The sequence below is a fragment of the Metabacillus sp. 84 genome, from assembly GCF_050107715.1.
Classification (GTDB): Bacteria; Bacillota; Bacilli; order Bacillales; family Bacillaceae; genus Metabacillus_B.
The window spans coordinates 312,897-333,676 of the sequence record NZ_JBNILN010000001.1 but is presented as its reverse complement, the minus strand read 5'-3'; the positions used below and the strand labels follow the sequence as shown (position 1 = coordinate 333,676).

The following is a 20,780-nucleotide window of genomic DNA, read 5'->3' as shown; positions in this document are numbered from 1 at the left end:
CAAACAAGAATGTCAGACAACGCGCTAAAGGGGATGGATGTCAGACAACAATGTCAGACAACACGCCAAAGGGGTGGATGTCAGACAAGAATGTCAGACAACGCGCTAAAAGGGGTCGATGTCAGACAACAATGTCAGACAACACGCCAAAGGGGTCGATGTCAGACAACAATGTCAGACAACACGCCAAAGGGGGTGGATGTCAGACAACAATGTCAGACAACGCGCTAAAGGGGGTGGATGTCAGACAACGCCACCCCTCCCCCTAACAACATCCTTCCCATTAAAAAAACTCACTTACGCTTCAGAAGTTCAAAACCGCCCAAAATAGGGAAGCATACATTCAGGGCAGAACGAATACTTGAACAGATATCTTTATTTTGTTAGTATGGTAACATATTAGCGAGCTAAAGCATTTGGAACATTTCGTATAAACGGGGGGACTGATTCGATGTTTATGTTTGAAAAGCCGCTTGGCATGAGAGACACGCTGCCGGCTCTTTATAAAACAAAGAAGGCAGTGAGGGAAAAGATTACGTCGGAAATCAGCGGATGGGGCTATGATTTTATTGAGACTCCAACGCTTGAATATTATGAAACGGTCGGCGTTCAGTCGGCAATTTTGGATCAGCAGCTGTTTAAGCTTCTGGACCAGCAGGGGAAGACGCTGGTGCTGCGCCCGGATATGACGGCGCCGATTGCACGGGTAGCTGCTTCGAGATTGACGGGATCGTCTCCGCTGCGTCTGGCGTATCAGGCGAATGTTTACCGGGCGCAGCAGAGAGAAGGAGGACGGGCCGCTGAGTTTGAACAAATTGGTGTCGAATTGATTGGAGATGATTCAATCAGCGCGGATGCGGAGGCCATTTCTCTGATGATTTCTGCTCTTAAAGCTTCCGGATTGGGGAACTTCAGGGTAGCGATCGGTCATATAGGGTTTGCGGATGCTCTTTTTAAAGAAATACTGGGCAATCAGGAGAGGGCGGATAAACTGAGAAGATTCTTATATGAAAAAAATTATGTAGGGTACCGTGAGCATGTAAAATCACTGGCTCTATCATCGATTGACAAGGAACGGCTCTTAGATTTCCTCACTTTTCGGGGAGATGCTGCGAAAATGGAGCAGGCTCTTTCGATATGCGAGTCGGATGAATGCAGGCAGGCGATAGATGAGCTTCAAAAGCTTTGGGATATGCTGGAGCAATTTGGGGCTGCTGAATATGTGAGGGTTGATTTAAATATCGTAAGCCATATGAGCTATTACACAGGGATATTATTTGAAGTGTATACAGACAAAACAGGCTTTCCTCTTGGCAACGGGGGAAGATACAACCGTTTAATGGAGAAGTTTGACCGGCCTGCAGCAGCGACAGGGTTCGGCCTGCAGCTTGGACACCTTCTTGAAGCGCTGGATGTGATGGAAAAAGGCGAGTGTAAGCATTGTGTGATTTTTTCCCAGGAGCGGATGAAGGAAGCGATTGATTTTGCCGGAGAGCTGCGCGGCGATGGAAAGCAGACGGTTCTTCAAAACCTGTCCGGGGTTACGGATGTGGATGCCTTTACGAAACAGTTTGAAGAGGTTGTGTATTTCATCGGTTCAAAAAGGGGGGAGTATAATGAGTGATGTACTTACAATCGCGATGCCGAAGGGCCGGATTTTTGAAGAGGCAGCGCATTTGCTTAGAGAAGCGGGCTATAAGCTTCCACCGGAGTTTGATGACAGCCGGAAGCTCATTCTTGATATCCCTGAGGAGAAGCTTCGTTTTTTTCTTGCGAAACCAATGGATGTCTCTACATATGTTGAGCATGGTGTTGCGGATGTAGGAATAGCAGGGAAAGACGTTCTTCTTGAGGAAGAACGGGATGTGTACGAAGTGCTGGATCTTAAAATAAGCCGGTGCTATTTAGCCGTTGCCGGATTGCCCGATCATCCAATGAGTGATGTGGCGCCAAGAATTGCTACGAAGTATCCGAACATTGCTTCCGGTTATTTCAGAGAGCAGGGGGAGCAGGTTGAGATTATCAAGCTGAATGGTTCGATTGAGCTGGCACCGATGATCGGACTGTCTGACCGGATCGTTGATATTGTCTCTACTGGCCGGACTTTGAAGGAGAACGGGTTAGTGGAGTATGAGCATATATGCGAAGTGACCTCCAGGCTGATTGTTAATCCGGTCAGCTATCGGATGAAAGATGTGCAAATTGATGAATTGGCTGAGCGGCTGTCACGGGCCGTTGCTGAAAGGTAGGGAGGGACTGGAATGGTAAAAGAAATCATTGATTCGGTCAGAGAGCGCGGGGACGAGGCATTAAGACAGTACACGGAGAAGTTTGACGGTGTATTTCTTGATTCATTTCGTGTGACGGCACAGGAAATTCAAGATGCCTATGAAGAGATCGAAGACTCGCTGCTTGCTGTGATTCGCGAGGCGATTGAAAATATCCGGCTTTTTCACAGTAAGCAAAAGCGGGATTCCTGGTTCATGACGAACCCGGACGGAACGGTGCTAGGTCAAAAGGTTACACCGCTTGACTCGGCCGGAGTTTACGTACCTGGCGGGACAGCTGCTTATCCCTCATCTGTTCTCATGAACGTGATTCCAGCGCAGACGGCGGGGGTCGAAAGGATTGCCATGGTTTCCCCTCCTTCCAAGGAAGGGAAAATTCCGGCCGGTGTTCTTGTGGCTGCCAGCGAGCTCGGTGTTACAGAAATCTATAAGGCCGGTGGTGCCCAGGCGGTTGCGGCACTGGCGTATGGAACGGAGTCCATTCAAAAAGTTGATAAAATTGTTGGCCCCGGGAATGTTTACGTAGCGGCAGCGAAGAGGGAAGTTTTCGGAGACGTGGACATTGATATGATTGCAGGTCCGAGCGAGATTGCTGTCGTTGCAGATAAAACGGCGAAAGCTAATGAAGCTGCGGCGGATTTGCTGTCACAGGCGGAGCATGATCCGCTTTCAAGAAGTATTTTAATCACCACCTCAAGTGATTTTGCAGAAAAGGTGAAGCTAGAGGTGGAAAAACAGCTGGAGGACCTGCCGAGAAGAGACATCGCCAAGGCTTCGATGGATCAAAACGGGCAATTTTTAGTGGCTGAATCAAAGGAAGAAGCGATTCGGATTGTGAATGAATTAGCACCGGAGCATTTAGAGCTGCTGGTGGAGGACCCGTTTGAATGGCTTGGCTCGATTCGGCATGCTGGCGCGATTTTTATGGGCCGATACAGCTCTGAACCGGTTGGGGACTATTTTGCAGGACCGAATCATGTGCTGCCGACGAGCGGTACAGCCCGGTTTTCAAGTCCGCTTAATGTGGATGACTTTACGAAAAAATCCAGTGTGATCTACTACAGCCGGGAAGCGTTTGAGAAAAATGCCGGAAAAATTGCTGAGTTTGCGAGATATGAAGGGCTTGAGGCTCATGCGAGAGCAATCGAAGAACGATTGAAACAGGGGGAATCTTAAAATGTCCAGAAAGTCTTCCATAGAACGGAATACGAATGAAACGCAAATCAGCCTGGAACTGAATATTGACGGAGAAGGCCGGTCCGAGCTTGAAACCGGTGTACCCTTTATGACACACATGCTGGACCTTTTCGCAAAACACGGGCAGTTTGATTTGACGATTCGCGCAACAGGGGATACAGAGGTAGATGATCATCATACAACAGAGGATATCGGGATTTGCCTTGGCCAGGTTTTCCGTGAAGCCCTTGGGGATAAAAAAGGCATAAAGCGCTACGGTTCAGCTATTGTTCCGATGGATGAAGCTCTTGCGCAAGTAGTCGTAGACCTAAGCAACCGGCCTCATTTCGAAATGAAGGGCAGTCTTCCAAGCGCTAAAACAGGAACCTTCGATACCGAGCTTGTTCATGAATTTTTGTGGAAGCTTGCCCTTGAAGCCCGCATCAATCTTCATGTGATCATTCATTACGGGCTAAATACCCACCATATTATTGAAGCCATTTTCAAGGCGCTTGCCCGGTCCCTTGACGAAGCATCCGCCATCGATCCCCGAATAAAAGGGGTGCCTTCAACGAAAGGACTGCTGTAGATGATCGGAATCATTGATTATGGAATGGGGAATATCTTCAGTGTCCGAAAAGCGCTGGAACGAATGGAAATCCCCCATTTTGTCTCTGGCCTCCGGGAGGAGCTTGCTGAAGCGGACGGATACATTCTTCCGGGCGTAGGTGCTTTTAAAGATGCGATGCAAAATCTTCACGCTGCAGGGCTGGTGGATTTTATCCGCTTAGAATCGGATAAGGGAAAGCCAATTCTTGGGATTTGCCTGGGGATGCAGCTGCTTTTTAATGAAAGTGAAGAAAATGGAAGGACGAAAGGGCTTGGCCTTCTGGAAGGCAAAGCAGCAAAGATCCCTTCCAAAACGGCAGACGGCAAACAAAAGGTGCCCCACATGGGCTGGAATCAGCTGAAGATCAAGAATGAGTCCTTCCTGCTTACAGACCTTGATGAAGAGCATGCTTATTTTGTGCATTCTTATTATATAAAATCAGACAAAAGTGAAACGGTGCTGGCAAGTGCTGATTACGGGGTAGAGGTGCCTGCGGTTGTAGGGCGGGGCAATATCTTTGGAACTCAATTTCACCCGGAAAAAAGCAGCAAAGCAGGACTTGCCATCTTAAAGCGGTTTTCAGAAAAAGTAGAAGAGGAGGCCTCTGGATGAATCCGTTTATTTTATACCCGGCCATTGATATGAGGAACGGTAAGTGCGTCAGGCTCGTTCAAGGCGACTACAATCAGGAAACGGTGTATGGAGATTCCCCTTTTGAAATGGCAAGGCGGTTTGCAGATGATGGAGCCGAATGGATTCACATGGTCGATTTAGATGGAGCGAAGAACGGCCAGCCAGTAAATCATGAGCATGTTTTGAAGGCGGTCCGTGAACTGGATGTAAAGGTCCAGATTGGAGGAGGAATCAGGACTGAGCGAGATGCAGAAATCTATCTCAGCGAAGGAGTGGACCGTGTGATTCTGGGAAGTTCCGCTATTTCGAATCCTGATTTCGTCAAGTCCATGCTTCGCCAGCATGGGAAAAGTATTGCTATTGGACTTGATGCAAAAGATGGCTTTGTCTCCACTGAGGGATGGCTGAATACATCACAGGTTCAGGCCGAAGATCTTGGAAAAGAACTGGCCGGTTACGGAGCTGAAACGTTTATTTATACAGATATAGCAACGGACGGGATGCTTTCGGGGCCAAACGTAAAGTCTACAGCCGCGATTGCACGTGCGACAGGGAAGACGGTTATCGCCTCAGGCGGGGTAAGCTCTATAAATGACCTGCTTGCATTAAAAGACTGCCAATCTGATGGCGTAGCAGGTGCGATTATTGGAAAAGCCCTCTATACAAGCCGCTTCCGCTTAAAGGATGCACTGAATGAGGTGACGGGCAGATGATCACAAAACGAATCATCCCCTGTCTCGACGTTAAGGATGGAAGGGTTGTAAAAGGGGTTCAGTTTGTTGAACTTCGGGACGCCGGCGATCCGGTGGAGCTGGCAAAGTTTTACGATGAAGAAGGAGCGGATGAGCTTGTCTTTCTGGATATCTCCGCTTCCCATGAAGGCCGCAAAACGATGATTGAGGTTGTCGGACAGACAGCTGCGGAGCTTGCCATCCCGTTTACGGTCGGGGGAGGCATCAACAGTCTGGAGGACATGAAGGCGATACTTAGAGCGGGAGCGGACAAGGTCTCCGTGAACACGGCCGCTTTATTGAATCCGCATCTCATTTCAGAAGGTGCTCTTTATTTTGGTTCCCAGTGCGTGGTAACAGCTATCGATGCTAAGTATGACGAAGAACTGGGCAGCTTCAGGGTGTACACACACGGAGGGCGGAAGCCGACGGAGTGGGAAGTGACGGCCTGGGCAAAAGAAGCTGTGAGAAGGGGGGCAGGAGAGATTCTGCTCACAAGCATGGATCAGGATGGAGCGAAAACGGGATTCAATCTTAACCTGACCAAAATGGTTAGTGAATCGGTTCCGGTACCTGTCATTGCATCAGGAGGTGCCGGAAATGCCGGACACTTTTATGAGGCCTTTACAGAAGGGCAGGCGGACGCGGCTCTCGCTGCCTCTATTTTTCATTATAAAGAGACATCCGTCAGGGAAGTGAAAAATCAGCTAAGAGACAGAGGAGTGAACATTCGATGAATATAGAAGAAATCCGTTTTGACGAAAGAGGCCTTGTACCCGCAATTGTGCAGGATGCAGTCAGCAAGGAAGTTCTAACCCTTGCCTATATGAATAAAGAATCGCTTCAAAAAACAATGGAAAGCGGGGAAACGTGGTTCTTCAGCCGGTCCCGAAATGAGCTTTGGCATAAAGGCGCCACGTCCGGCAACACTCAGGCAGTTATTGAGCTGCGCTGGGATTGCGACCAGGACGCCCTGCTCGTACTGGTTGAAGCGAATGGACCGGCATGCCACACCGGCTCGTTCTCCTGTTTTGAAAAAACCACAGAGACGAAAGCAGTACCTAATCCATATGCCATCCTGAGTGAGCTTGAGCACGTGATCGCTAAACGCGATGCAGAGAGACCTGAAGGCTCCTATACCACGTATCTTCTGGAAGAAGGAGCGGACAAAATTCTGAAAAAAGTGGGAGAAGAAGCGGCCGAAGTGATCATTGCTGCGAAAAACAGAAGCCATGAGGAGCTTAAATGGGAAGCGGCTGATTTGATCTTCCATCTTCTGGTCCTATTGAGGGAACAAAAGCTTCCATTCCAGGATGTACTGAAGGCTCTTGAAGAACGAAAATAATAGCTCTTTAAAATGTTAAAGGACCCAAAAATGCTGAGTGCAGGAGCGTTTTTGGGTTTTTGTGCTGGACCCATGCTCTATAGTATTTCGCGGCCGTTGCCAGCAAAACCCCAATCCCCATAAATTTTCAGTGATCCTTCCCAAACCGCCGCGTAATCTTTCCCACTCTCCAGCATCAAGTTGTCCCTCTCCAATCCAAGAAAAAGGAAATTTTCCTTTTTTGTGGATGAATCATCTTGAGCCCTGTTGTGTACAGGTTGAATTATGGTATACTAACGTACGGTTAACTGTATGAAATGGAGGATTTCCGTGGGAAAACAACTATTTGATCGACAGCAAAAAGCACAGGTTGTTCCTTTCTTCCAGAATGGTGCCTACTATTACAGGAGAGCTCTCAAGGCTTATCGGGTAGAACGCAATCTGGATAGAGCGAGCAAGCTTTTAAAACGGGCGGCAGCCCTGGAGCCTGATAACTCCAATTTTCTTTCCCAGCTTGCTATGATTCATACGGAAATGGGAAATTATCAGGAATCAAATGAAATTTTGACTGCTATTATTGAAAAAGTGGATCCGGCTATGACGGACTGCCACTATTTCATGGCTAATAATTTTGCCCATCTTGGATTGTTTCATCAGGCATACAAATGTGCTGCTGCTTATTCAGCTGAAGCTCCCGATGGAGATTTTATAGAAGACAACGAAGAACTGCTGGAACTGCTGATGATTGAAGGAGAAGAGGAAGATCCCTCCTTTGGCGATTCAGATGAATTGATCATAAAGCAAGAGACGGCAAGATCCCTTCTGGAAAATGGAAAGCTCGATGAAGCAATTTCCCTGCTGCATGAAATTGTTGAAGAGTTTCCTGAATTCTGGTCAGCATACAACAACTTGTCTCTCGCTTATTTTTATTCAGGGGATGTAGCAAATGCAAAGCATTATCTTGAGCTTGTGCTTCAATTGAATGAAGGCAATCTGCATGCGCTCTGCAATCTTCTTGTTTTTTATTATTATGAACGTGAGGATGAAAAAGTTGCAGCGCTGACGGAACAGCTGTCCAACGTTCATCCGATTATGATTGAGCACCGCTATAAACTCGGAGCAACTTTTGCGCTTATCGGAAAATACGAGCAGGCTTTTAAATGGCTGCGGAGTCTGCAGCGTCAAGGATTTGAAGGGGATGATACCTTCTTTTACTGGCTTTCCTACTCAGCCTGGCATCTTGGCCAGGAAGAGGTGGCAAAATCGGCTTGGGAGCGGGTATTAAAAGAAAATCCGTCCAAGGTAGGTTCTGAGCCTTGGGAGCAGCAATCTTCTCTTAAAGGCATAACGCTGAAGGAACGGCTGACGCTGGTTTATATTGCAGCTAAATCCAATCAGCTTGAAGAAATCAGGCATCATCATGCGTTAAGGCCCCAATCCGATCTTGAGCAGGAATTTCTAAGGCATACCCTCTCTCCGGATATGGAGAAGAAGGGGGCTGGCGCTTATTTGTTTGCTGCGGCGGAAGCACTCGGCAAACAGCTTCAGTCTGCAGAAGAGAAGACGTTCTTATCCTTTTTTGAAACGATGCTTAAAGCAAATTCTGCTAAACACAGTTTGAAGAACACGAAGGCCTGGTCCGCTGCTTTTTTCTACATTATGAAAAAAGAAGACGGGGAGAGGGTGACGAAACTGGAAGTCGCCGATGTATTCGGGGTAACAGTGTCAACCTTAACGAAATACGAACGCCTTGTAAAAGATCTATAAAGTGTTAAAAAGCACTCCTCACGCCAGAAGCTGTGCTTTTTTTCTGAGCAAAATTATGGCGTGTTTTTTTATTATTTAATAGGATGATACTAAGGATTATCAAGATCATCCAAGCGAACCAATCCAGTTTGATTGTAAGGAGTGAAAAACCATGACGGAAGAAAAAATTTATGACGTGATTATTGCTGGAGCCGGCCCCGCTGGACTGACTGCAGCTGTTTATACTTCCCGCGCAAACCTTTCAACTTTGATGATTGAGCGCGGTGTGCCTGGCGGCCAAATGGCTAATACAGAGGATGTAGAAAATTATCCGGGATTTGACCACATTCTCGGACCTGAGCTTTCTACAAAAATGTTTGACCATGCGAAAAAGTTCGGTGCAGAATATGCTTATGGCGATATAAAAGGAATCGTGGACGGCGAAGAGTATAAAATCGTCCGTGCAGGAAGCAAAGAGTATAAAGCCCGTGCAGTAATTATCGGGACAGGTGCAGAATACAAAAAGCTGAATGTTCCGGGTGAAAAAGAGCTTGGCGGACGCGGAGTATCCTACTGTGCAGTATGTGATGGAGCATTCTTTAAAAACAAAGAACTTGTCGTTGTAGGCGGAGGAGATTCGGCTGTTGAAGAAGGCGTATATTTAACGCGGTTTGCTTCAAAAGTAACGATCGTTCACAGACGCGATGAACTCAGAGCTCAAAAAATCCTGCAGCAGCGGGCATTTGATAACGATAAAATTGATTTTATCTGGAACCACACGGTGAAAGAGATTCATGAGGACGGCGGGAAAGTGGGCAGTGTCACGCTTGTTAATACACAAACAGGTGAAGAGAAGCCATTCACCGCAGACGGAGCATTTATCTATATAGGAATGGTTCCTCTATCCAAGCCGTTTGAAGACTTAAGAATTACGAACGAAAACGGATATATCGAAACAAATGAACGGATGGAAACGAAAGTGCCCGGCATCTTTGCTGCAGGCGATATTCGTGAAAAAACCCTTCGTCAAATTGTAACAGCTACAGGAGACGGAAGCATAGCTGCCCAAAGTGCGCAGCACTATGTAGAAGAGCTTCAGGAAAAGCTGAAAGCCGTAAAGTAAAACCGTAATTATGTTTTAACTCTTCTGTAACACAGGTGAAATAAATAAGGGGTAGAATAAGAATAGTAATTGACCCCCTTTTATAAATACGTTTAGAGCGCAGGTGCCCTTTCCTGCGCTCCTTTTTTGTGTTGTGGCAAACCGGGGCTGTAAGATTCCTCTGCGGCTTAGGGAGGTTATGGAGCGGGCCCGGGTGTTTCGCTTTTAATTTGTGGGAGAACTGTTTAAATAGTATAATTAAGTGAATGAAATCTGGCGTGATAACAACGAGGTGAAAGACGTTGCAGCGTGTAGCAAATTGTGTTTTAAAAAAAGGCAGCAAAGTCCTTCTTCTTCAGAAGCCGAGAAGAGGCTGGTGGGTCGCTCCCGGAGGGAAAATGGAGCAGGGGGAATCTCTTAAAGATTCCGTTATCCGCGAATATCGCGAAGAAACAGGCATATATTTAAAAAACCCTGTAATAAAAGGAATTTTCACATTTCTGATTAAAGAAGAAGATCAGATTGTGTCTGAATGGATGATGTTCACCTTTTTCGCAGAGGATTACAGCGGCGAACATGTGGATGAGTCTGAGGAAGGCCTGATCGCCTGGCATGAAGTTGATGCAATTGCCGATTTGCCGATGGCTCCGGGAGATCATCATATTCTGGATTTTGTGATAAAGGGTTCAGGTGTCATTTATGGCACGTTTACGTATACAAAGGATTTTAAGCTATTGAGTTATAGGCTGGATCCCCAATAAAAAAACCCTTTACGCTTATAAGAAGGGGAGGAGGAAATTCCGGATGGAACTGACAAGCCAGAACATTGGACAGGAAAACACTGCAAAGACCCACTCAGACATTCAAATGGTCATTATTACCGGAATGTCCGGGGCTGGGAAAACCGTTGCCATTCAAAGCTTCGAGGACTTAGGCTTTTTTTGTGTAGACAATCTGCCGCCGACTCTTCTGCCTAAATTTCTTGAGCTGATGAAAGAATCAGGGTCGAAAATGAATAAGGTCGCTTTGGTTATGGATTTAAGAGGCCGGGAGTTTTTTGACAGCCTGCTTCAGGCTCTTGATGAAATTGGTAATTCCGCTTGGATTACTCCACAGATTCTTTTCCTCGATGCCAAGGATTCTGCGCTCGTTACACGCTACAAAGAGACGAGACGTTCGCATCCACTGGCATCTACCGGACTTCCGCTCGAGGGAATCCGCATTGAAAGAGAGCTTCTTGAAGAATTAAAGGGGCGGGCTCAAATTATTTATGATACGACAGAAATGAAGCCGCGTGAGCTGCGGGAAAAGATTTTAAAGCAATTTTCCGCAGCCGAAGAGCAAACCTTTACGGTGAACATTATGTCGTTCGGTTTTAAGTACGGGATTCCAATTGATGCGGATCTTGTATTTGATGTAAGGTTTCTGCCAAATCCTCATTACATCGAGCATATGAGGCTGAAAACGGGACTCGAGGAAGAAGTATCCTCCTATGTGCTGAAATGGAATGAGACTTCCAAGTTCCTGGAAAAGGTTCTGGATCTGCTGACCTTTATGCTTCCTTATTATAAACGGGAAGGCAAGAGCCAGCTTGTTATAGCGATCGGCTGTACAGGAGGCCAGCATCGCTCTGTAACTCTGGCGGAACATATCGCGGCGTTTTATAAGAAGGATTACAAAGCCCATGTATCCCACCGCGATATTGAAAGAAGAAGCAGGAAATAGACGTGCTGCCTAAAATCGTCATTATCGGTGGAGGCACCGGGCTCTCCGTGCTGCTGAGGGGGCTTAAGGCGTATCCGGTAGATATAACGGCGATTGTAACGGTTGCTGATGATGGAGGAAGCTCTGGGCGCCTCCGGGATGAATTGAAGATTCCGCCTCCTGGGGATATACGGAATGTCCTGGCTGCACTGTCTGATGTGGAGCCTTTAGTTGAAGAGCTGTTTCAGCATCGATTCAATAAAGGAGACAGCTTAACCGGCCATTCTTTGGGGAATCTCATTCTAGCTGCCATGACCAATATTACCGGGGATTTTACCCATGCCATTAAAGAAATGAGCAAAGTGCTGAATGTGAGAGGGCGGGTCCTTCCGGCAGCCAACAGCAGTGTCATGCTGCATGCAGAAATGGAAGACCGATCCGTCGTTTCAGGAGAATCAAAGATTCCTGCTTCAGCAAAAAAAATTAAGCGGGTGTTTCTGACTCCGGAAAACATTGATCCATTGCCGGAAACGATTGAGGCTATACAGGAAGCGGATTTAATTATACTCGGACCGGGAAGCTTATACACAAGCATCCTGCCGAATTTGCTCGTTCCGAAAATTGGACAGGAAGTATGCAAGGCAGAGGCGAAGAAGGTATATATATGCAATGTGATGACCCAGCCGGGTGAAACGCTCGGGTACAAAGCGAGCGATCACATAAAGGCTTTATATGATCACATGCACTGTGCTTTTATCGACACAATCCTTGTCAATGCAGATACAATTCCTGACACGATTAAACAGCGGTATGCTGCGGAACTTGCCCAGCCTGTGCACGCAGACCTGGATGAACTGAACCGGCTTGGGCTTTCAATCGTGCATGACCATTTAATAACGGATGACCGTGATGTCATTCGGCATGATACGAATAAAGTTGCCAAGCTGCTTTACGGGATTCTCAAAAAGTCCATCTAGAGCAATCGCGTGCACAACGGAAAATGGAGGTGCAGAATATGTCTTTTGCATCCGAAACCAAAAAAGAACTGACGCAGGTTGAAATTAAGGGCTGCTGCCTGAAAGCAGAGTTATCTGCTTTAATCAGAATGAACGGCTCCCTCTCCTTCTCGAACAGAAAATTGGTTCTGGATATTCAGACAGAAAATGCGGCAATTGCCCGCCGTATTTATATATTATTAAAAAGGCAATATGAGGCCTCAGTAGAACTGCTTGTCAGAAAAAAAATGAGGCTCAAGAAAAATAACGTCTACATTGTCAGGCTGACAGTGCAAGCAAGGGAAATATTGGAGGACCTCAAAATCCTTGGAGAATCCTTTACGTTTGTCCGGGAAATTTCCCCTCAGCTCATTCAGAAGAAATGCTGCAAGCGTTCCTATATGAGAGGTGCCTTTCTTGCCGGAGGCTCGGTAAACAACCCGGAAACTTCCTCATACCATCTTGAAATATTTTCTCTATATAAAGAGCACAGTGACTCTTTAAGTGAATTGATGAATACGTTTCGCTTAAACAGCAAATCGCTTGAGCGGAAAAAAGGATTTATCGCATATTTAAAGGAAGCGGAGAAAATCGCGGAATTCCTCAGCATTATCGGTGCTCATACAGCGCTGCTGAAGTTTGAAGATATCCGGATTGTCCGTGATATGAGAAATTCAGTGAACCGGCTCGTTAATTGTGAGACCGCTAACCTGAATAAAACCATTGGAGCGGCTTTGAGACAGGTTGAGAACATCCGCTACATTGACAGCAAAATCGGACTTGATATGCTTCCCGATAAGCTCAGGGAAATTGCGAGACTCCGTGTCGATTATCAGGATGTCACATTAAAGGAACTCGGTGAAATGGTCTCGAGCGGAACCATCAGCAAATCCGGCATAAATCACCGGTTAAGAAAGCTGGACCAAATTGCTGAGCAGCTCCGCGAAGGCAAGCCGGTAACGATGAAATAGATAACGGGATGCAGTGCATACTTGCTTCAAAGGCAAGTATGCGCTTAACATAATCACGATTGGGAGAGGGGATTCATATGGCAGAAAAAACAGTGGAGGTCCGGCTGAAGAATGGCTTGCAGGCACGCCCTGCCGCGTTGTTCGTTCAGGAAGCGAACCGCTATGGCTCGGATATTTTTCTTGAAAAAGAAGGAAAAAAAGTCAATGCGAAGAGTATTATGGGGCTAATGAGCCTTGCCATCGGCACAGGCTCCACCATCACGCTGATTGCAGAGGGGCATGATGAGGAAGAGGCGCTTGAAGCCTTATCTGAATATGTGCATCAGGAAGTTTAAGAAAATGGGCATCTGCTTGCGGCAGGTGCTTTTGTTTATAAAAAAACCGGATGGCTTATAAAGCCGATCCGGTTCGAGGTCTTATTTCTGTTCGTTGTTATCGAGGATGTTGCGGTTCATAATTTTGTCAATCAAGCCGTATTCAAGGGCTCTTTCAGCTGTCATGAAGTTGTCGCGGTCTGTATCACGGCTGATGACTTCAAGCGGCTGTCCCGTACGGTCTGAAAGAATTTGGTTTAACTTTTCACGAAGGAAAAGAATGCGTTTAGCGGCAATCTCAATTTCAGTTGCCTGTCCCTGTGCTCCTCCAAGCGGCTGATGGATCATAACCTCACTGTTTGGAAGGGCATAACGCTTGCCCTTAGTACCCGCTGCAAGAAGGAATGCTCCCATTGATGCAGCCATACCGATACAAATAGTGTTCACCTCGGGCTTAATAAATTGCATCGTATCATATATGGCCATACCCGCTGTAATGGATCCGCCTGGGCTATTGATGTAAATGGAAATGTCCTTCTCCGGATCTTCTGCTTCCAGGAACAAGAGCTGGGCAACTACAGCGTTTGCCACGTTGTCATCAATTCCGCTTCCAAGCATGATGATTCTGTCTTTCAGCAGGCGGGAATAAATATCGTATGCACGTTCTCCGCGGTTCGTTTGCTCAATTACTGTAGGAATTAAATTCACAGTATAGCCTCCCTTATAATATGTAATTTTTTTATGTACTCTCATCATACATTTAAGGTCAATAAAGGTCAAACAAAAACAACCGGATATCATCCGCTTTTATTACTCTATACTGACTGTATTCATGATACCCGTTCGCACGGTATTTAAACAGCGGAACAGGCAAAAACAAAAGTTCTGCCCTTAAAAAGAGATTCTCTGTCATAAACAGAAAAAATGGAGCGTATCTGGTAAGATAAAGACCATACCATCGTTTGGCGGGAAAAGAAAGGGCGGGGACCTATGATCAAATTTAAAAAAGAGGAAAAAGCAGATATGGCAACTAAACTGCAGGATTATCTGTATAAAGAGTGGGATGAAGAAATCGGGGATCTGGCTGCAGAAATCTTTCTAGATTATATATCGAGCGAGCTTGGGCCGTATTTTTATAATAAAGGGGTAGAGGATGCTCGTTCCCTGCTCAATGAAAAGCTTCTTGATTTGGAAGAAGAGTACTATTCTCTGGAGAAGCCGCTGCGTAAACGAAAGCTGGATTCATAAAAAGCTTGATTTATTCATTTTAGTGTCATATAATATTCCTTGCTGACACTAAAGGCGCTCGTAGCTCAGTCGGATAGAGCGGTGGTTTCCGGTACCACGTCTGCCGGGGGTTCGAATCCCTCCGAGCGCGCCAATTACATAAACTAAAGGGTAACCTTTCCAAATCCTTCTGCAGTGAGTCAAACACCTCATTTCAGGAGGATTTTTATTTTTATTTATTGGCAACAAGCCTGTGTAAATGAAAAGGCTCTGCCGATTGGCAGAGCCTTATGAATATTATAAGCTTTTCCTTCAAAGCTCCATTCCCGATATGTACACTCCAGTGCACATAGGCACTGGCTGGAATGAATGGAGTGTGCAGCAGCATTGACTGCTGATTACAGGATTGTACCAGATCTTGATTGAAAAAGGAAGAGGCAAAAATTGCTACTTTCTCTGCTCGGATTTCACGTTATTATATGCTTCATCCAAATGCTGAATTCGTTTGAGCACTTCCGCATTTTTAGTCAGCTGATCCTGGACAAGGGTGGAGACAACGGAACGGTAATAGCTGTTCATGGCATCTGTCTTCCCCATTTTGCCCTGATTCAGATCTGCGTGCTGTCTGAAATTTTGTTCAAAATAGGGGATGGAAAATAAATCACTCATAAAGGGTCCTCCTTTCACCTGCTTGGGATGGGTTCATACAGCGGATATTTTTACCGGATGCATGCTTTTATTTTCTCTCCTAAAACGAGCCGTCTTCATGTAAAATGTGGAGAGGGGGTGCAATTATGAAAATCGGAGCAGGTCTATCACAGGAGCAATCACTGAAGCTGCATTTATCACAGGAGCTGAAACAAGCCATCACCCTTCTTCAATACAGTTCCGCTGAGCTCATGCAATATATTCAGGAGCTGGCTCTTGATAATCCGTTAATTGAAATAAAAGAGAACTCAGAGTTGAGTGTATTTTATCATAAAAAAAATCCTCAGGGAAAAAGCGGGGCTGCCAACTTGATTGAGCTGGTCCATGACCGTTCCGCCAGTCTGGCAGATCACCTTCACAGTCAGCTGAGAATGACCAAAGCGTCCGGAAGTGTTTTGGCAGGTGCGCGCCTTTTAATTGAACAGCTTGATGAAAACGGTTACTTAACGAAGGATGCCGTGGTGCTGCTGGGCGGAGCAGGTCTTTCCGTCTCTGAAGCTCAGTGCAGTCTGCTGGCCCTGCAGAGCTTAGAGCCTGCAGGTGTCGGGGCAAGGACCCTGCAGGAATGTCTGCTTCTGCAGATAGAGCGGATAAAAGAGAGACCGGAGCTTGCAATCAACGTAATCCGGGACCATTTTATGCTGTTTGCAGAACGTTCCTGGAAGACCGCTGCTAAATTGGCAAATTGCAGATTGGAAGATATTCAGGAGGTATATGACTTTATTCAGACGCTTAATCCGAAGCCGGGCAGTGTATATGGGGGGAACCAAACGTCTTATGTAATCCCTGATCTTGTGGTGAAATGTTCCGAGGGCAGCTGGGAGGCCGGCTGTAATGATGAAGCCCTTCCGGAAATCGGCATCAGTCCCGTATACAAGAAATTAAAGGGATCTTCAGAAGAAAGAGAGCTGAAAAAATACCTCACCGAAAAACAGCAGCAGTGCATATGGCTGGTGAAAACGATAGATCAGAGAAAAGAAACGATGGTTAAAGTCATGAAAGAAATTCTTGCTGTCCAGCATCGTTTTTTTCGAACCGGAAAGCAGGAAACGCTTAAACCGCTTACGCTGAGCGATCTATCAGAAGCTTGTGGCATTCATGAATCGACAGTCAGCAGAACGCTGAGGGGAAAATATGTTCAGACACCGTTTGGAACGCTTGAAATGAAGTCGTTCCTGACGAACAAAATCAGCTCTGAAAATGAGGCCGGGCAGTCTGCAGCCGGAGCAAAAGAAATGCTGGCCCGCCTAGTCAGGGATGAAGATAAAACTTCACCGCTTTCGGACCAGATGATTGCAGCAGTCCTGCTCGAAAGGCATGATCTTAAACTATCAAGAAGAACGGTGGCAAAATACAGGGATCAGCTTAAAATCCCATCTTCATCAAGACGCAGACGCTATACGGAGGCAGGCAATGATTGACTTAATTCTTTATTCCAAAAAGGGCTGCCATTTATGTGAGGAAGCGGCAGCCCTGTTAAATGAAATGAAAAACGAGTGGGACCTCTCTTTTACCGTTATCGATATAGGCAGTGATGATGGATTAACCGAAAAGTACGGATTGATGATTCCGGTAATCGAATACAGTGGAATCGAGCTGGCGTATGGCAGGATTAAAAAAGATTTTTTAAGTAAGCGGATACATGAACACGTTAGCATTGAATAAACTTTATCCCCCTGTTAAAATAAAAATTGCAGCAGGGATATTTTTTTTGAGTAAGCGGGACATAATATGTCTCATAGGGACGCAAAAAGTCCCGATGACACGTTTGAAAGGATCGCAAAAATGAGAGAAATGATAGAGGTACAGAAGAAACTAGTTCCTGACCTGCTTAGCGCGATGCAAAAAAGGTATCAGATTTTGCAGTACATACGACTTATGCAGCCCATTGGACGCAGAAGCCTATCCATAAGCCTTGGCATCACTGAGCGCGTATTGCGGGCAGAGGTTCAGTTTCTAAAAGACCAAAATCTGATTGCGGTCGAAACTTCAGGCATGACGCTGACAGAAGACGGAAAAGTGCTTTTAAAAGCTCTGGAAGAGATGATGAAAGATGTTTTAGGCCTCACTCTAATGGAAAATAAACTTAGAGAGAAGCTTAATCTCAAGAAAGTCATTATCGTATCCGGGGACAGTGACCATTCGTCCTGGGTAAAGAAAGAAATGGGGCGCGCATGTGTCACCTGCATAAAAGAACGTCTTTCCGGAGATCATATCGTCGCTGTTACGGGTGGAACAACCCTTGCTGCAGTAGCAGAGATGATGACCCCTGATTCAAACCGCGATTTGCTTTTCGTTCCTGCAAGAGGGGGACTGGGTGAAAATGTGGAAAATCAGGCCAATACGATTTGCGCGAAAATGGCGGAGCGCGCAATGGGAAATTACCGGCTTCTTCATGTTCCCGACCAGTTAAGCGCTGAAGCTTGGCAATCTTTAATAGAAGAACCTTCAATTAAAGAACTTTTGAAAATCATCAAGTCTTCCAGTATGGTCGTACACGGAATAGGAGATGCTATGACAATGGCAGAAAGGCGGAAAACTGCTGCTTTTGACATGGGGAAAATTGAACATGGAAGGGCAGTCGCGGAAGCATTCGGCTATTATTTTGATGAAACGGGGAAAGTGGTTCACAAGGTTCATACAGTAGGGATTCAGCTGGATGACCTCGTCCATCTTAAGCACGTCATAGCAGTCGCAGGCGGATCTTCAAAAGCTAAAGCCATCCACGCCTATATGAAACAGTCGCTTGATTCCATCCTTGTAACGGATGAGGGCGCAGCAAAAGAGTTATTAAGGGATTAATCATCCCTAAATATAAAAATATTTCTCACTTTAAAAGGAGGAAACATTCATGGCAACTAAAATTGGTATTAACGGTTTCGGACGTATCGGACGTAACGTTTTCCGCGCAGCTTTGAAAAATTCAAACGTAGAGGTAGTAGCAGTAAACGATCTAACTGACGCAAACATGCTTGCTCACCTACTAAAATATGACTCTGTACACGGCAAGCTTGACGCAGAAGTATCTGTAGACGGCAACAACCTGATCGTGGACGGAAAAACTATCCAGGTAACGGCAGAGCGCGACCCTGCTAAACTTGCTTGGGGCGACCGCGGAGTAGAAGTAGTTGTTGAATCAACTGGTTTCTTCACAAAGCGTGCTGACGCTGCGAAACATATCGAAGCTGGCGCTAAAAAAGTAATCATCTCTGCACCTGCAACAGACGAAGATATTACAATCGTTATGGGTGTTAACCATGACAAATATGACGCTGCAAGCCACGATGTCATCTCTAATGCATCTTGCACAACGAACTGCCTTGCACCATTCGCGAAAGTATTGAACGACAAGTTCGGCATCAAACGCGGTATGATGACAACGGTTCACTCTTACACTAATGATCAGCAGATCCTTGATCTTCCGCACAAAGACTACCGTCGCGCGCGTGCAGCTGCTGAAAACATCATCCCTACTACAACGGGTGCTGCTAAAGCTGTTTCCCTTGTACTTCCTGAGCTTAAAGGCAAACTAAACGGAGGAGCAATGCGTGTTCCAACTCCTAACGTTTCCCTGGTTGACCTTGTTGCCGAGCTTGATAAAGAAGTAACAGCTGACGAAGTAAACACAGCTCTTAAAGAAGCAGCTGAAGGCGATCTTAAAGGAATTCTTGGCTACAGCGAAGAGCCATTGGTATCCGGAGATTACAACGGAAACATCAACTCTTCTACTGTAGACGCTCTTTCCACTATGGTTATGGAAGGCAGCATGGTTAAAGTAATCTCTTGGTACGATAACGAGAGCGGCTACTCAAACCGTGTAGTTGACCTTGTTGACTACATCGCTTCTAAAGGACTTTAATAAACGCGATTCGGTTACGTTTGGACGAACCGAAGAAGAAACGATATAATGAAACCGAAAAGGGGAAGGGGATTTACAGCAATTCCCCCTCCCTTTTTCTATGGTTTTTATCCGTAAGAAGGAGGCCTTTGAAATGAACAAAAAATCTTTAAAAGACATCGAGATTCAAGGTAAGGTTGTATTCTGCCGCGTTGACTTCAATGTTCCGATGGAAGAAGGCAAAGTGACAGATGATACGCGCATCCGTGCGGCATTGCCGACAATCCAGTACATGGTTGAGCAGGGAGCAAAAGTTTTGCTTGCAAGCCACCTTGGACGTCCTAAAGGCCAGGTTGTGGAAGAACTTCGTCTAAATGCGGTTGCAGAGCGTCTTCAGGAGCTTCTTGGCAAAAACGTAGTAAAAACAGATGAAGCTCATGGCGACAGCGTGAAAGAAGAAATTGCAAAGCTTGATAACGGCGATGTGCTTCTTCTAGAAAACGTGCGTTTTTACCCTGGCGAAGAGAAAAATGATTCTGAGCTGGCAAAAGCGTTCGCAGACCTTGCAGATGTGTATGTAAATGATGCATTTGGTGCAGCACACCGCGCACATGCATCAACAGCAGGAATTGCAGAGCACCTTCCGGCAGTATCCGGTTTCCTTATGGAAAAAGAACTGGATGTTCTCGGAAAAGCACTTTCTAACCCGGAGCGCCCTTTCACGGCAATCATCGGCGGTGCGAAAGTAAAAGACAAAATCGGTGTCATTGATCACCTCCTTGACAAGGTGGACAACCTGATCATCGGCGGCGGCTTGGCTTACACTTTCATCAAAGCTCTTGGACACGGTGTAGGAAAATCCCTTCTTGAAGAAGACAAAGTGGATTTGGCTAAATCCTTCATGGAAAAAGCAAAAGCAAACGGCGTAAACTTCTACATGCCAGTTGACATCGTTGTTGGAGATGATTTCTCTAAAGATGCCAACACTCAAGTTGTGTCAATTGATAACATTCCGGAGGATTGGGAAGGCCTTGATTGCGGACCTAAATCCCGTGAGATCTACGCAGACGTTATCAAGAAATCAAAGCTTGTGATCTGGAATGGACCGCTTGGAGTATTTGAACTTGAACCATTCTCCCACGGTACGAAAGCAGTGGCCGATGCTCTTGCAGAAGCAAACGATACATATTCGGTCATTGGAGGAGGAGACTCTGCTGCGGCAGTTGAGAAGTTCGGTCTTGCTGACAAAATGAACCATATCTCAACTGGCGGCGGTGCTTCCCTTGAATTCATGGAAGGCAAAGAACTTCCTGGAGTAGTGGCACTTAACGATAAATAAGAAATGCTGAAGCGCCTTGAAACAAATTTTGCCTGAAGAGGATCGTGACCTTGAACGGCGAAGCGCTGCAAGCA

At 46.1% G+C, this 20,780-nt stretch carries 23 protein-coding genes and 1 tRNA gene; 22 read left to right on the top strand and 2 right to left on the bottom strand.

Features of this window, described 5'->3' with window-relative positions:
- The first annotated feature begins 451 nt into the window (after nt 1–451).
- The 15 genes from ACQCV8_RS01700 to ACQCV8_RS01630 all read left to right on the top strand — a co-directional run bounded on the left by ACQCV8_RS01700 (nt 452) and on the right by ACQCV8_RS01630 (nt 13,615).
- On the top strand, nt 452–1,624 hold the full coding sequence (locus ACQCV8_RS01700) for an ATP phosphoribosyltransferase regulatory subunit (RefSeq protein ID WP_426842807.1): 1,173 nt from the start codon (nt 452–454) through the stop codon (nt 1,622–1,624).
- The gene (gene hisG, locus ACQCV8_RS01695; RefSeq protein ID WP_426842806.1) at nt 1,617–2,249 is read left to right on the top strand and encodes an ATP phosphoribosyltransferase; all 633 of its coding nucleotides are present in this window, start codon (nt 1,617–1,619) and stop codon (nt 2,247–2,249) included. Before ACQCV8_RS01700 ends, hisG begins: the two co-directional genes overlap by 8 nt.
- Before the next feature lie 12 nt (nt 2,250–2,261).
- Nucleotides 2,262–3,464, top strand: a complete 1,203-nt coding sequence (gene hisD / locus ACQCV8_RS01690) for a histidinol dehydrogenase (RefSeq protein WP_426842805.1) — start codon at nt 2,262–2,264, stop codon at nt 3,462–3,464.
- Nucleotide 3,465: 1 nt separating this feature from the next.
- The gene (gene hisB / locus ACQCV8_RS01685) at nt 3,466–4,053 is read left to right on the top strand and encodes an imidazoleglycerol-phosphate dehydratase HisB (RefSeq protein WP_426842804.1); all 588 of its coding nucleotides are present in this window, start codon (nt 3,466–3,468) and stop codon (nt 4,051–4,053) included.
- Nucleotides 4,054–4,686, top strand: coding sequence for an imidazole glycerol phosphate synthase subunit HisH (gene hisH / locus ACQCV8_RS01680; RefSeq protein ID WP_426842803.1), 633 nt, complete (start codon nt 4,054–4,056; stop codon nt 4,684–4,686).
- The gene (gene hisA, locus ACQCV8_RS01675) at nt 4,683–5,420 is read left to right on the top strand and encodes a 1-(5-phosphoribosyl)-5-[(5-phosphoribosylamino)methylideneamino]imidazole-4-carboxamide isomerase (RefSeq protein ID WP_426842802.1); all 738 of its coding nucleotides are present in this window, start codon (nt 4,683–4,685) and stop codon (nt 5,418–5,420) included. The genes hisH and hisA overlap by 4 nt, the downstream gene beginning before the upstream one ends.
- Entirely contained in the window at nt 5,417–6,175 is a 759-nt protein-coding gene (gene hisF / locus ACQCV8_RS01670) for an imidazole glycerol phosphate synthase subunit HisF (protein WP_426842801.1), read from the top strand. Before hisA ends, hisF begins: the two co-directional genes overlap by 4 nt.
- Complete coding sequence (gene hisIE / locus ACQCV8_RS01665; RefSeq protein ID WP_426842800.1) at nt 6,172–6,783, top strand: bifunctional phosphoribosyl-AMP cyclohydrolase/phosphoribosyl-ATP diphosphatase HisIE; 612 nt, start codon at nt 6,172–6,174, stop codon at nt 6,781–6,783. The genes hisF and hisIE overlap by 4 nt, the downstream gene beginning before the upstream one ends.
- Nucleotides 6,784–7,092: 309 nt before the next feature.
- Nucleotides 7,093–8,529 carry a tetratricopeptide repeat protein gene (locus ACQCV8_RS01660; protein WP_426842799.1) on the top strand — a complete coding sequence of 479 codons (1,437 nt, stop codon included), beginning with the start codon at nt 7,093–7,095 and terminating at the stop codon, nt 8,527–8,529.
- Between the two features lie 151 nt (nt 8,530–8,680).
- Nucleotides 8,681–9,631 (top strand): thioredoxin-disulfide reductase, encoded by a 951-nt coding sequence (trxB, locus tag ACQCV8_RS01655; RefSeq protein ID WP_426842798.1) that lies wholly within the window; start codon nt 8,681–8,683, stop codon nt 9,629–9,631.
- A gap of 281 nt (nt 9,632–9,912) precedes the next feature.
- Nucleotides 9,913–10,371 (top strand): 8-oxo-dGTP diphosphatase, encoded by a 459-nt coding sequence (locus ACQCV8_RS01650; RefSeq protein WP_426842797.1) that lies wholly within the window; start codon nt 9,913–9,915, stop codon nt 10,369–10,371.
- 43 nt (nt 10,372–10,414) lie between these two features.
- Nucleotides 10,415–11,335 (top strand): RNase adapter RapZ, encoded by a 921-nt coding sequence (rapZ, locus tag ACQCV8_RS01645; protein WP_426842796.1) that lies wholly within the window; start codon nt 10,415–10,417, stop codon nt 11,333–11,335.
- Nucleotides 11,332–12,291: a gluconeogenesis factor YvcK family protein gene (locus ACQCV8_RS01640; RefSeq protein ID WP_426843346.1), complete on the top strand. Its 960-nt coding sequence runs from the start codon at nt 11,332–11,334 to the stop codon at nt 12,289–12,291. The genes rapZ and ACQCV8_RS01640 overlap by 4 nt, the downstream gene beginning before the upstream one ends.
- Nucleotides 12,292–12,329: 38 nt before the next feature.
- Nucleotides 12,330–13,280, top strand: coding sequence for a DNA-binding protein WhiA (gene whiA, locus ACQCV8_RS01635; protein WP_426842795.1), 951 nt, complete (start codon nt 12,330–12,332; stop codon nt 13,278–13,280).
- A gap of 77 nt (nt 13,281–13,357) precedes the next feature.
- The gene (locus tag ACQCV8_RS01630) at nt 13,358–13,615 is read left to right on the top strand and encodes an HPr family phosphocarrier protein (protein WP_426842794.1); all 258 of its coding nucleotides are present in this window, start codon (nt 13,358–13,360) and stop codon (nt 13,613–13,615) included.
- Nucleotides 13,616–13,696: 81 nt separating this feature from the next.
- Here ACQCV8_RS01630 and clpP read toward each other — a convergent pair whose 3' ends face one another.
- Nucleotides 13,697–14,302 carry an ATP-dependent Clp endopeptidase proteolytic subunit ClpP gene (gene clpP, locus ACQCV8_RS01625; RefSeq protein WP_426842793.1) on the bottom strand — a complete coding sequence of 202 codons (606 nt, stop codon included), beginning with the start codon at nt 14,300–14,302 and terminating at the stop codon, nt 13,697–13,699.
- Nucleotides 14,303–14,584: 282 nt separating this feature from the next.
- Here clpP and ACQCV8_RS01620 point away from each other — a divergent pair, with 282 nt between their 5' ends.
- A complete protein-coding gene (locus ACQCV8_RS01620; protein WP_426842792.1) occupies nt 14,585–14,842 on the top strand; it encodes a DUF2164 domain-containing protein in 258 nt (85 codons plus the stop codon).
- Between the two features lie 54 nt (nt 14,843–14,896).
- Nucleotides 14,897–14,975, top strand: a tRNA-Arg gene (locus ACQCV8_RS01615).
- A 293-nt stretch (nt 14,976–15,268) separates the two neighbouring features.
- Here ACQCV8_RS01615 and yvfG read toward each other — a convergent pair.
- Complete coding sequence (gene yvfG / locus ACQCV8_RS01610) at nt 15,269–15,490, bottom strand: protein YvfG (RefSeq protein ID WP_426842791.1); 222 nt, start codon at nt 15,488–15,490, stop codon at nt 15,269–15,271.
- A 125-nt stretch (nt 15,491–15,615) separates the two neighbouring features.
- Between yvfG and rpoN the strand changes: the two genes are divergently transcribed.
- The 5 genes from rpoN (at nt 15,616) to ACQCV8_RS01585 (ending at nt 20,706) form a co-directional block, all read left to right on the top strand.
- Complete coding sequence (gene rpoN, locus ACQCV8_RS01605) at nt 15,616–16,950, top strand: RNA polymerase factor sigma-54 (RefSeq protein WP_426842790.1); 1,335 nt, start codon at nt 15,616–15,618, stop codon at nt 16,948–16,950.
- On the top strand, nt 16,943–17,194 hold the full coding sequence (locus tag ACQCV8_RS01600; protein ID WP_426842789.1) for a glutaredoxin family protein: 252 nt from the start codon (nt 16,943–16,945) through the stop codon (nt 17,192–17,194). The genes rpoN and ACQCV8_RS01600 overlap by 8 nt, the downstream gene beginning before the upstream one ends.
- A 120-nt stretch (nt 17,195–17,314) precedes the next feature.
- Nucleotides 17,315–18,331, top strand: coding sequence for a sugar-binding transcriptional regulator (locus ACQCV8_RS01595; protein ID WP_426843345.1), 1,017 nt, complete (start codon nt 17,315–17,317; stop codon nt 18,329–18,331).
- A 49-nt stretch (nt 18,332–18,380) separates the two neighbouring features.
- On the top strand, nt 18,381–19,388 hold the full coding sequence (gene gap / locus ACQCV8_RS01590) for a type I glyceraldehyde-3-phosphate dehydrogenase (RefSeq protein WP_426842788.1): 1,008 nt from the start codon (nt 18,381–18,383) through the stop codon (nt 19,386–19,388).
- 133 nt (nt 19,389–19,521) lie between these two features.
- Nucleotides 19,522–20,706 (top strand): phosphoglycerate kinase, encoded by a 1,185-nt coding sequence (locus ACQCV8_RS01585; RefSeq protein WP_426842787.1) that lies wholly within the window; start codon nt 19,522–19,524, stop codon nt 20,704–20,706.
- Nucleotides 20,707–20,780: the final 74 nt, after the last annotated feature.

Coding starts and splice junctions, on each gene's coding strand:
- ACQCV8_RS01700 (WP_426842807.1), top strand. CDS start 452: ATGTTTATGTTTGAAAAGCCGCTTGGCATGAGAGACACGCTGCCGGCT.
- hisG (WP_426842806.1), top strand. CDS start 1,617: ATGAGTGATGTACTTACAATCGCGATGCCGAAGGGCCGGATTTTTGAA.
- hisD (WP_426842805.1), top strand. CDS start 2,262: ATGGTAAAAGAAATCATTGATTCGGTCAGAGAGCGCGGGGACGAGGCA.
- hisB (WP_426842804.1), top strand. CDS start 3,466: ATGTCCAGAAAGTCTTCCATAGAACGGAATACGAATGAAACGCAAATC.
- hisH (WP_426842803.1), top strand. CDS start 4,054: ATGATCGGAATCATTGATTATGGAATGGGGAATATCTTCAGTGTCCGA.
- hisA (WP_426842802.1), top strand. CDS start 4,683: ATGAATCCGTTTATTTTATACCCGGCCATTGATATGAGGAACGGTAAG.
- hisF (WP_426842801.1), top strand. CDS start 5,417: ATGATCACAAAACGAATCATCCCCTGTCTCGACGTTAAGGATGGAAGG.
- hisIE (WP_426842800.1), top strand. CDS start 6,172: ATGAATATAGAAGAAATCCGTTTTGACGAAAGAGGCCTTGTACCCGCA.
- trxB (WP_426842798.1), top strand. CDS start 8,681: ATGACGGAAGAAAAAATTTATGACGTGATTATTGCTGGAGCCGGCCCC.
- rapZ (WP_426842796.1), top strand. CDS start 10,415: ATGGAACTGACAAGCCAGAACATTGGACAGGAAAACACTGCAAAGACC.
- whiA (WP_426842795.1), top strand. CDS start 12,330: ATGTCTTTTGCATCCGAAACCAAAAAAGAACTGACGCAGGTTGAAATT.
- ACQCV8_RS01630 (WP_426842794.1), top strand. CDS start 13,358: ATGGCAGAAAAAACAGTGGAGGTCCGGCTGAAGAATGGCTTGCAGGCA.
- ACQCV8_RS01620 (WP_426842792.1), top strand. CDS start 14,585: ATGATCAAATTTAAAAAAGAGGAAAAAGCAGATATGGCAACTAAACTG.
- yvfG (WP_426842791.1), bottom strand. CDS start 15,490: ATGAGTGATTTATTTTCCATCCCCTATTTTGAACAAAATTTCAGACAG.
- rpoN (WP_426842790.1), top strand. CDS start 15,616: ATGAAAATCGGAGCAGGTCTATCACAGGAGCAATCACTGAAGCTGCAT.
- ACQCV8_RS01600 (WP_426842789.1), top strand. CDS start 16,943: ATGATTGACTTAATTCTTTATTCCAAAAAGGGCTGCCATTTATGTGAG.
- ACQCV8_RS01595 (WP_426843345.1), top strand. CDS start 17,315: ATGAGAGAAATGATAGAGGTACAGAAGAAACTAGTTCCTGACCTGCTT.
- gap (WP_426842788.1), top strand. CDS start 18,381: ATGGCAACTAAAATTGGTATTAACGGTTTCGGACGTATCGGACGTAAC.
- ACQCV8_RS01585 (WP_426842787.1), top strand. CDS start 19,522: ATGAACAAAAAATCTTTAAAAGACATCGAGATTCAAGGTAAGGTTGTA.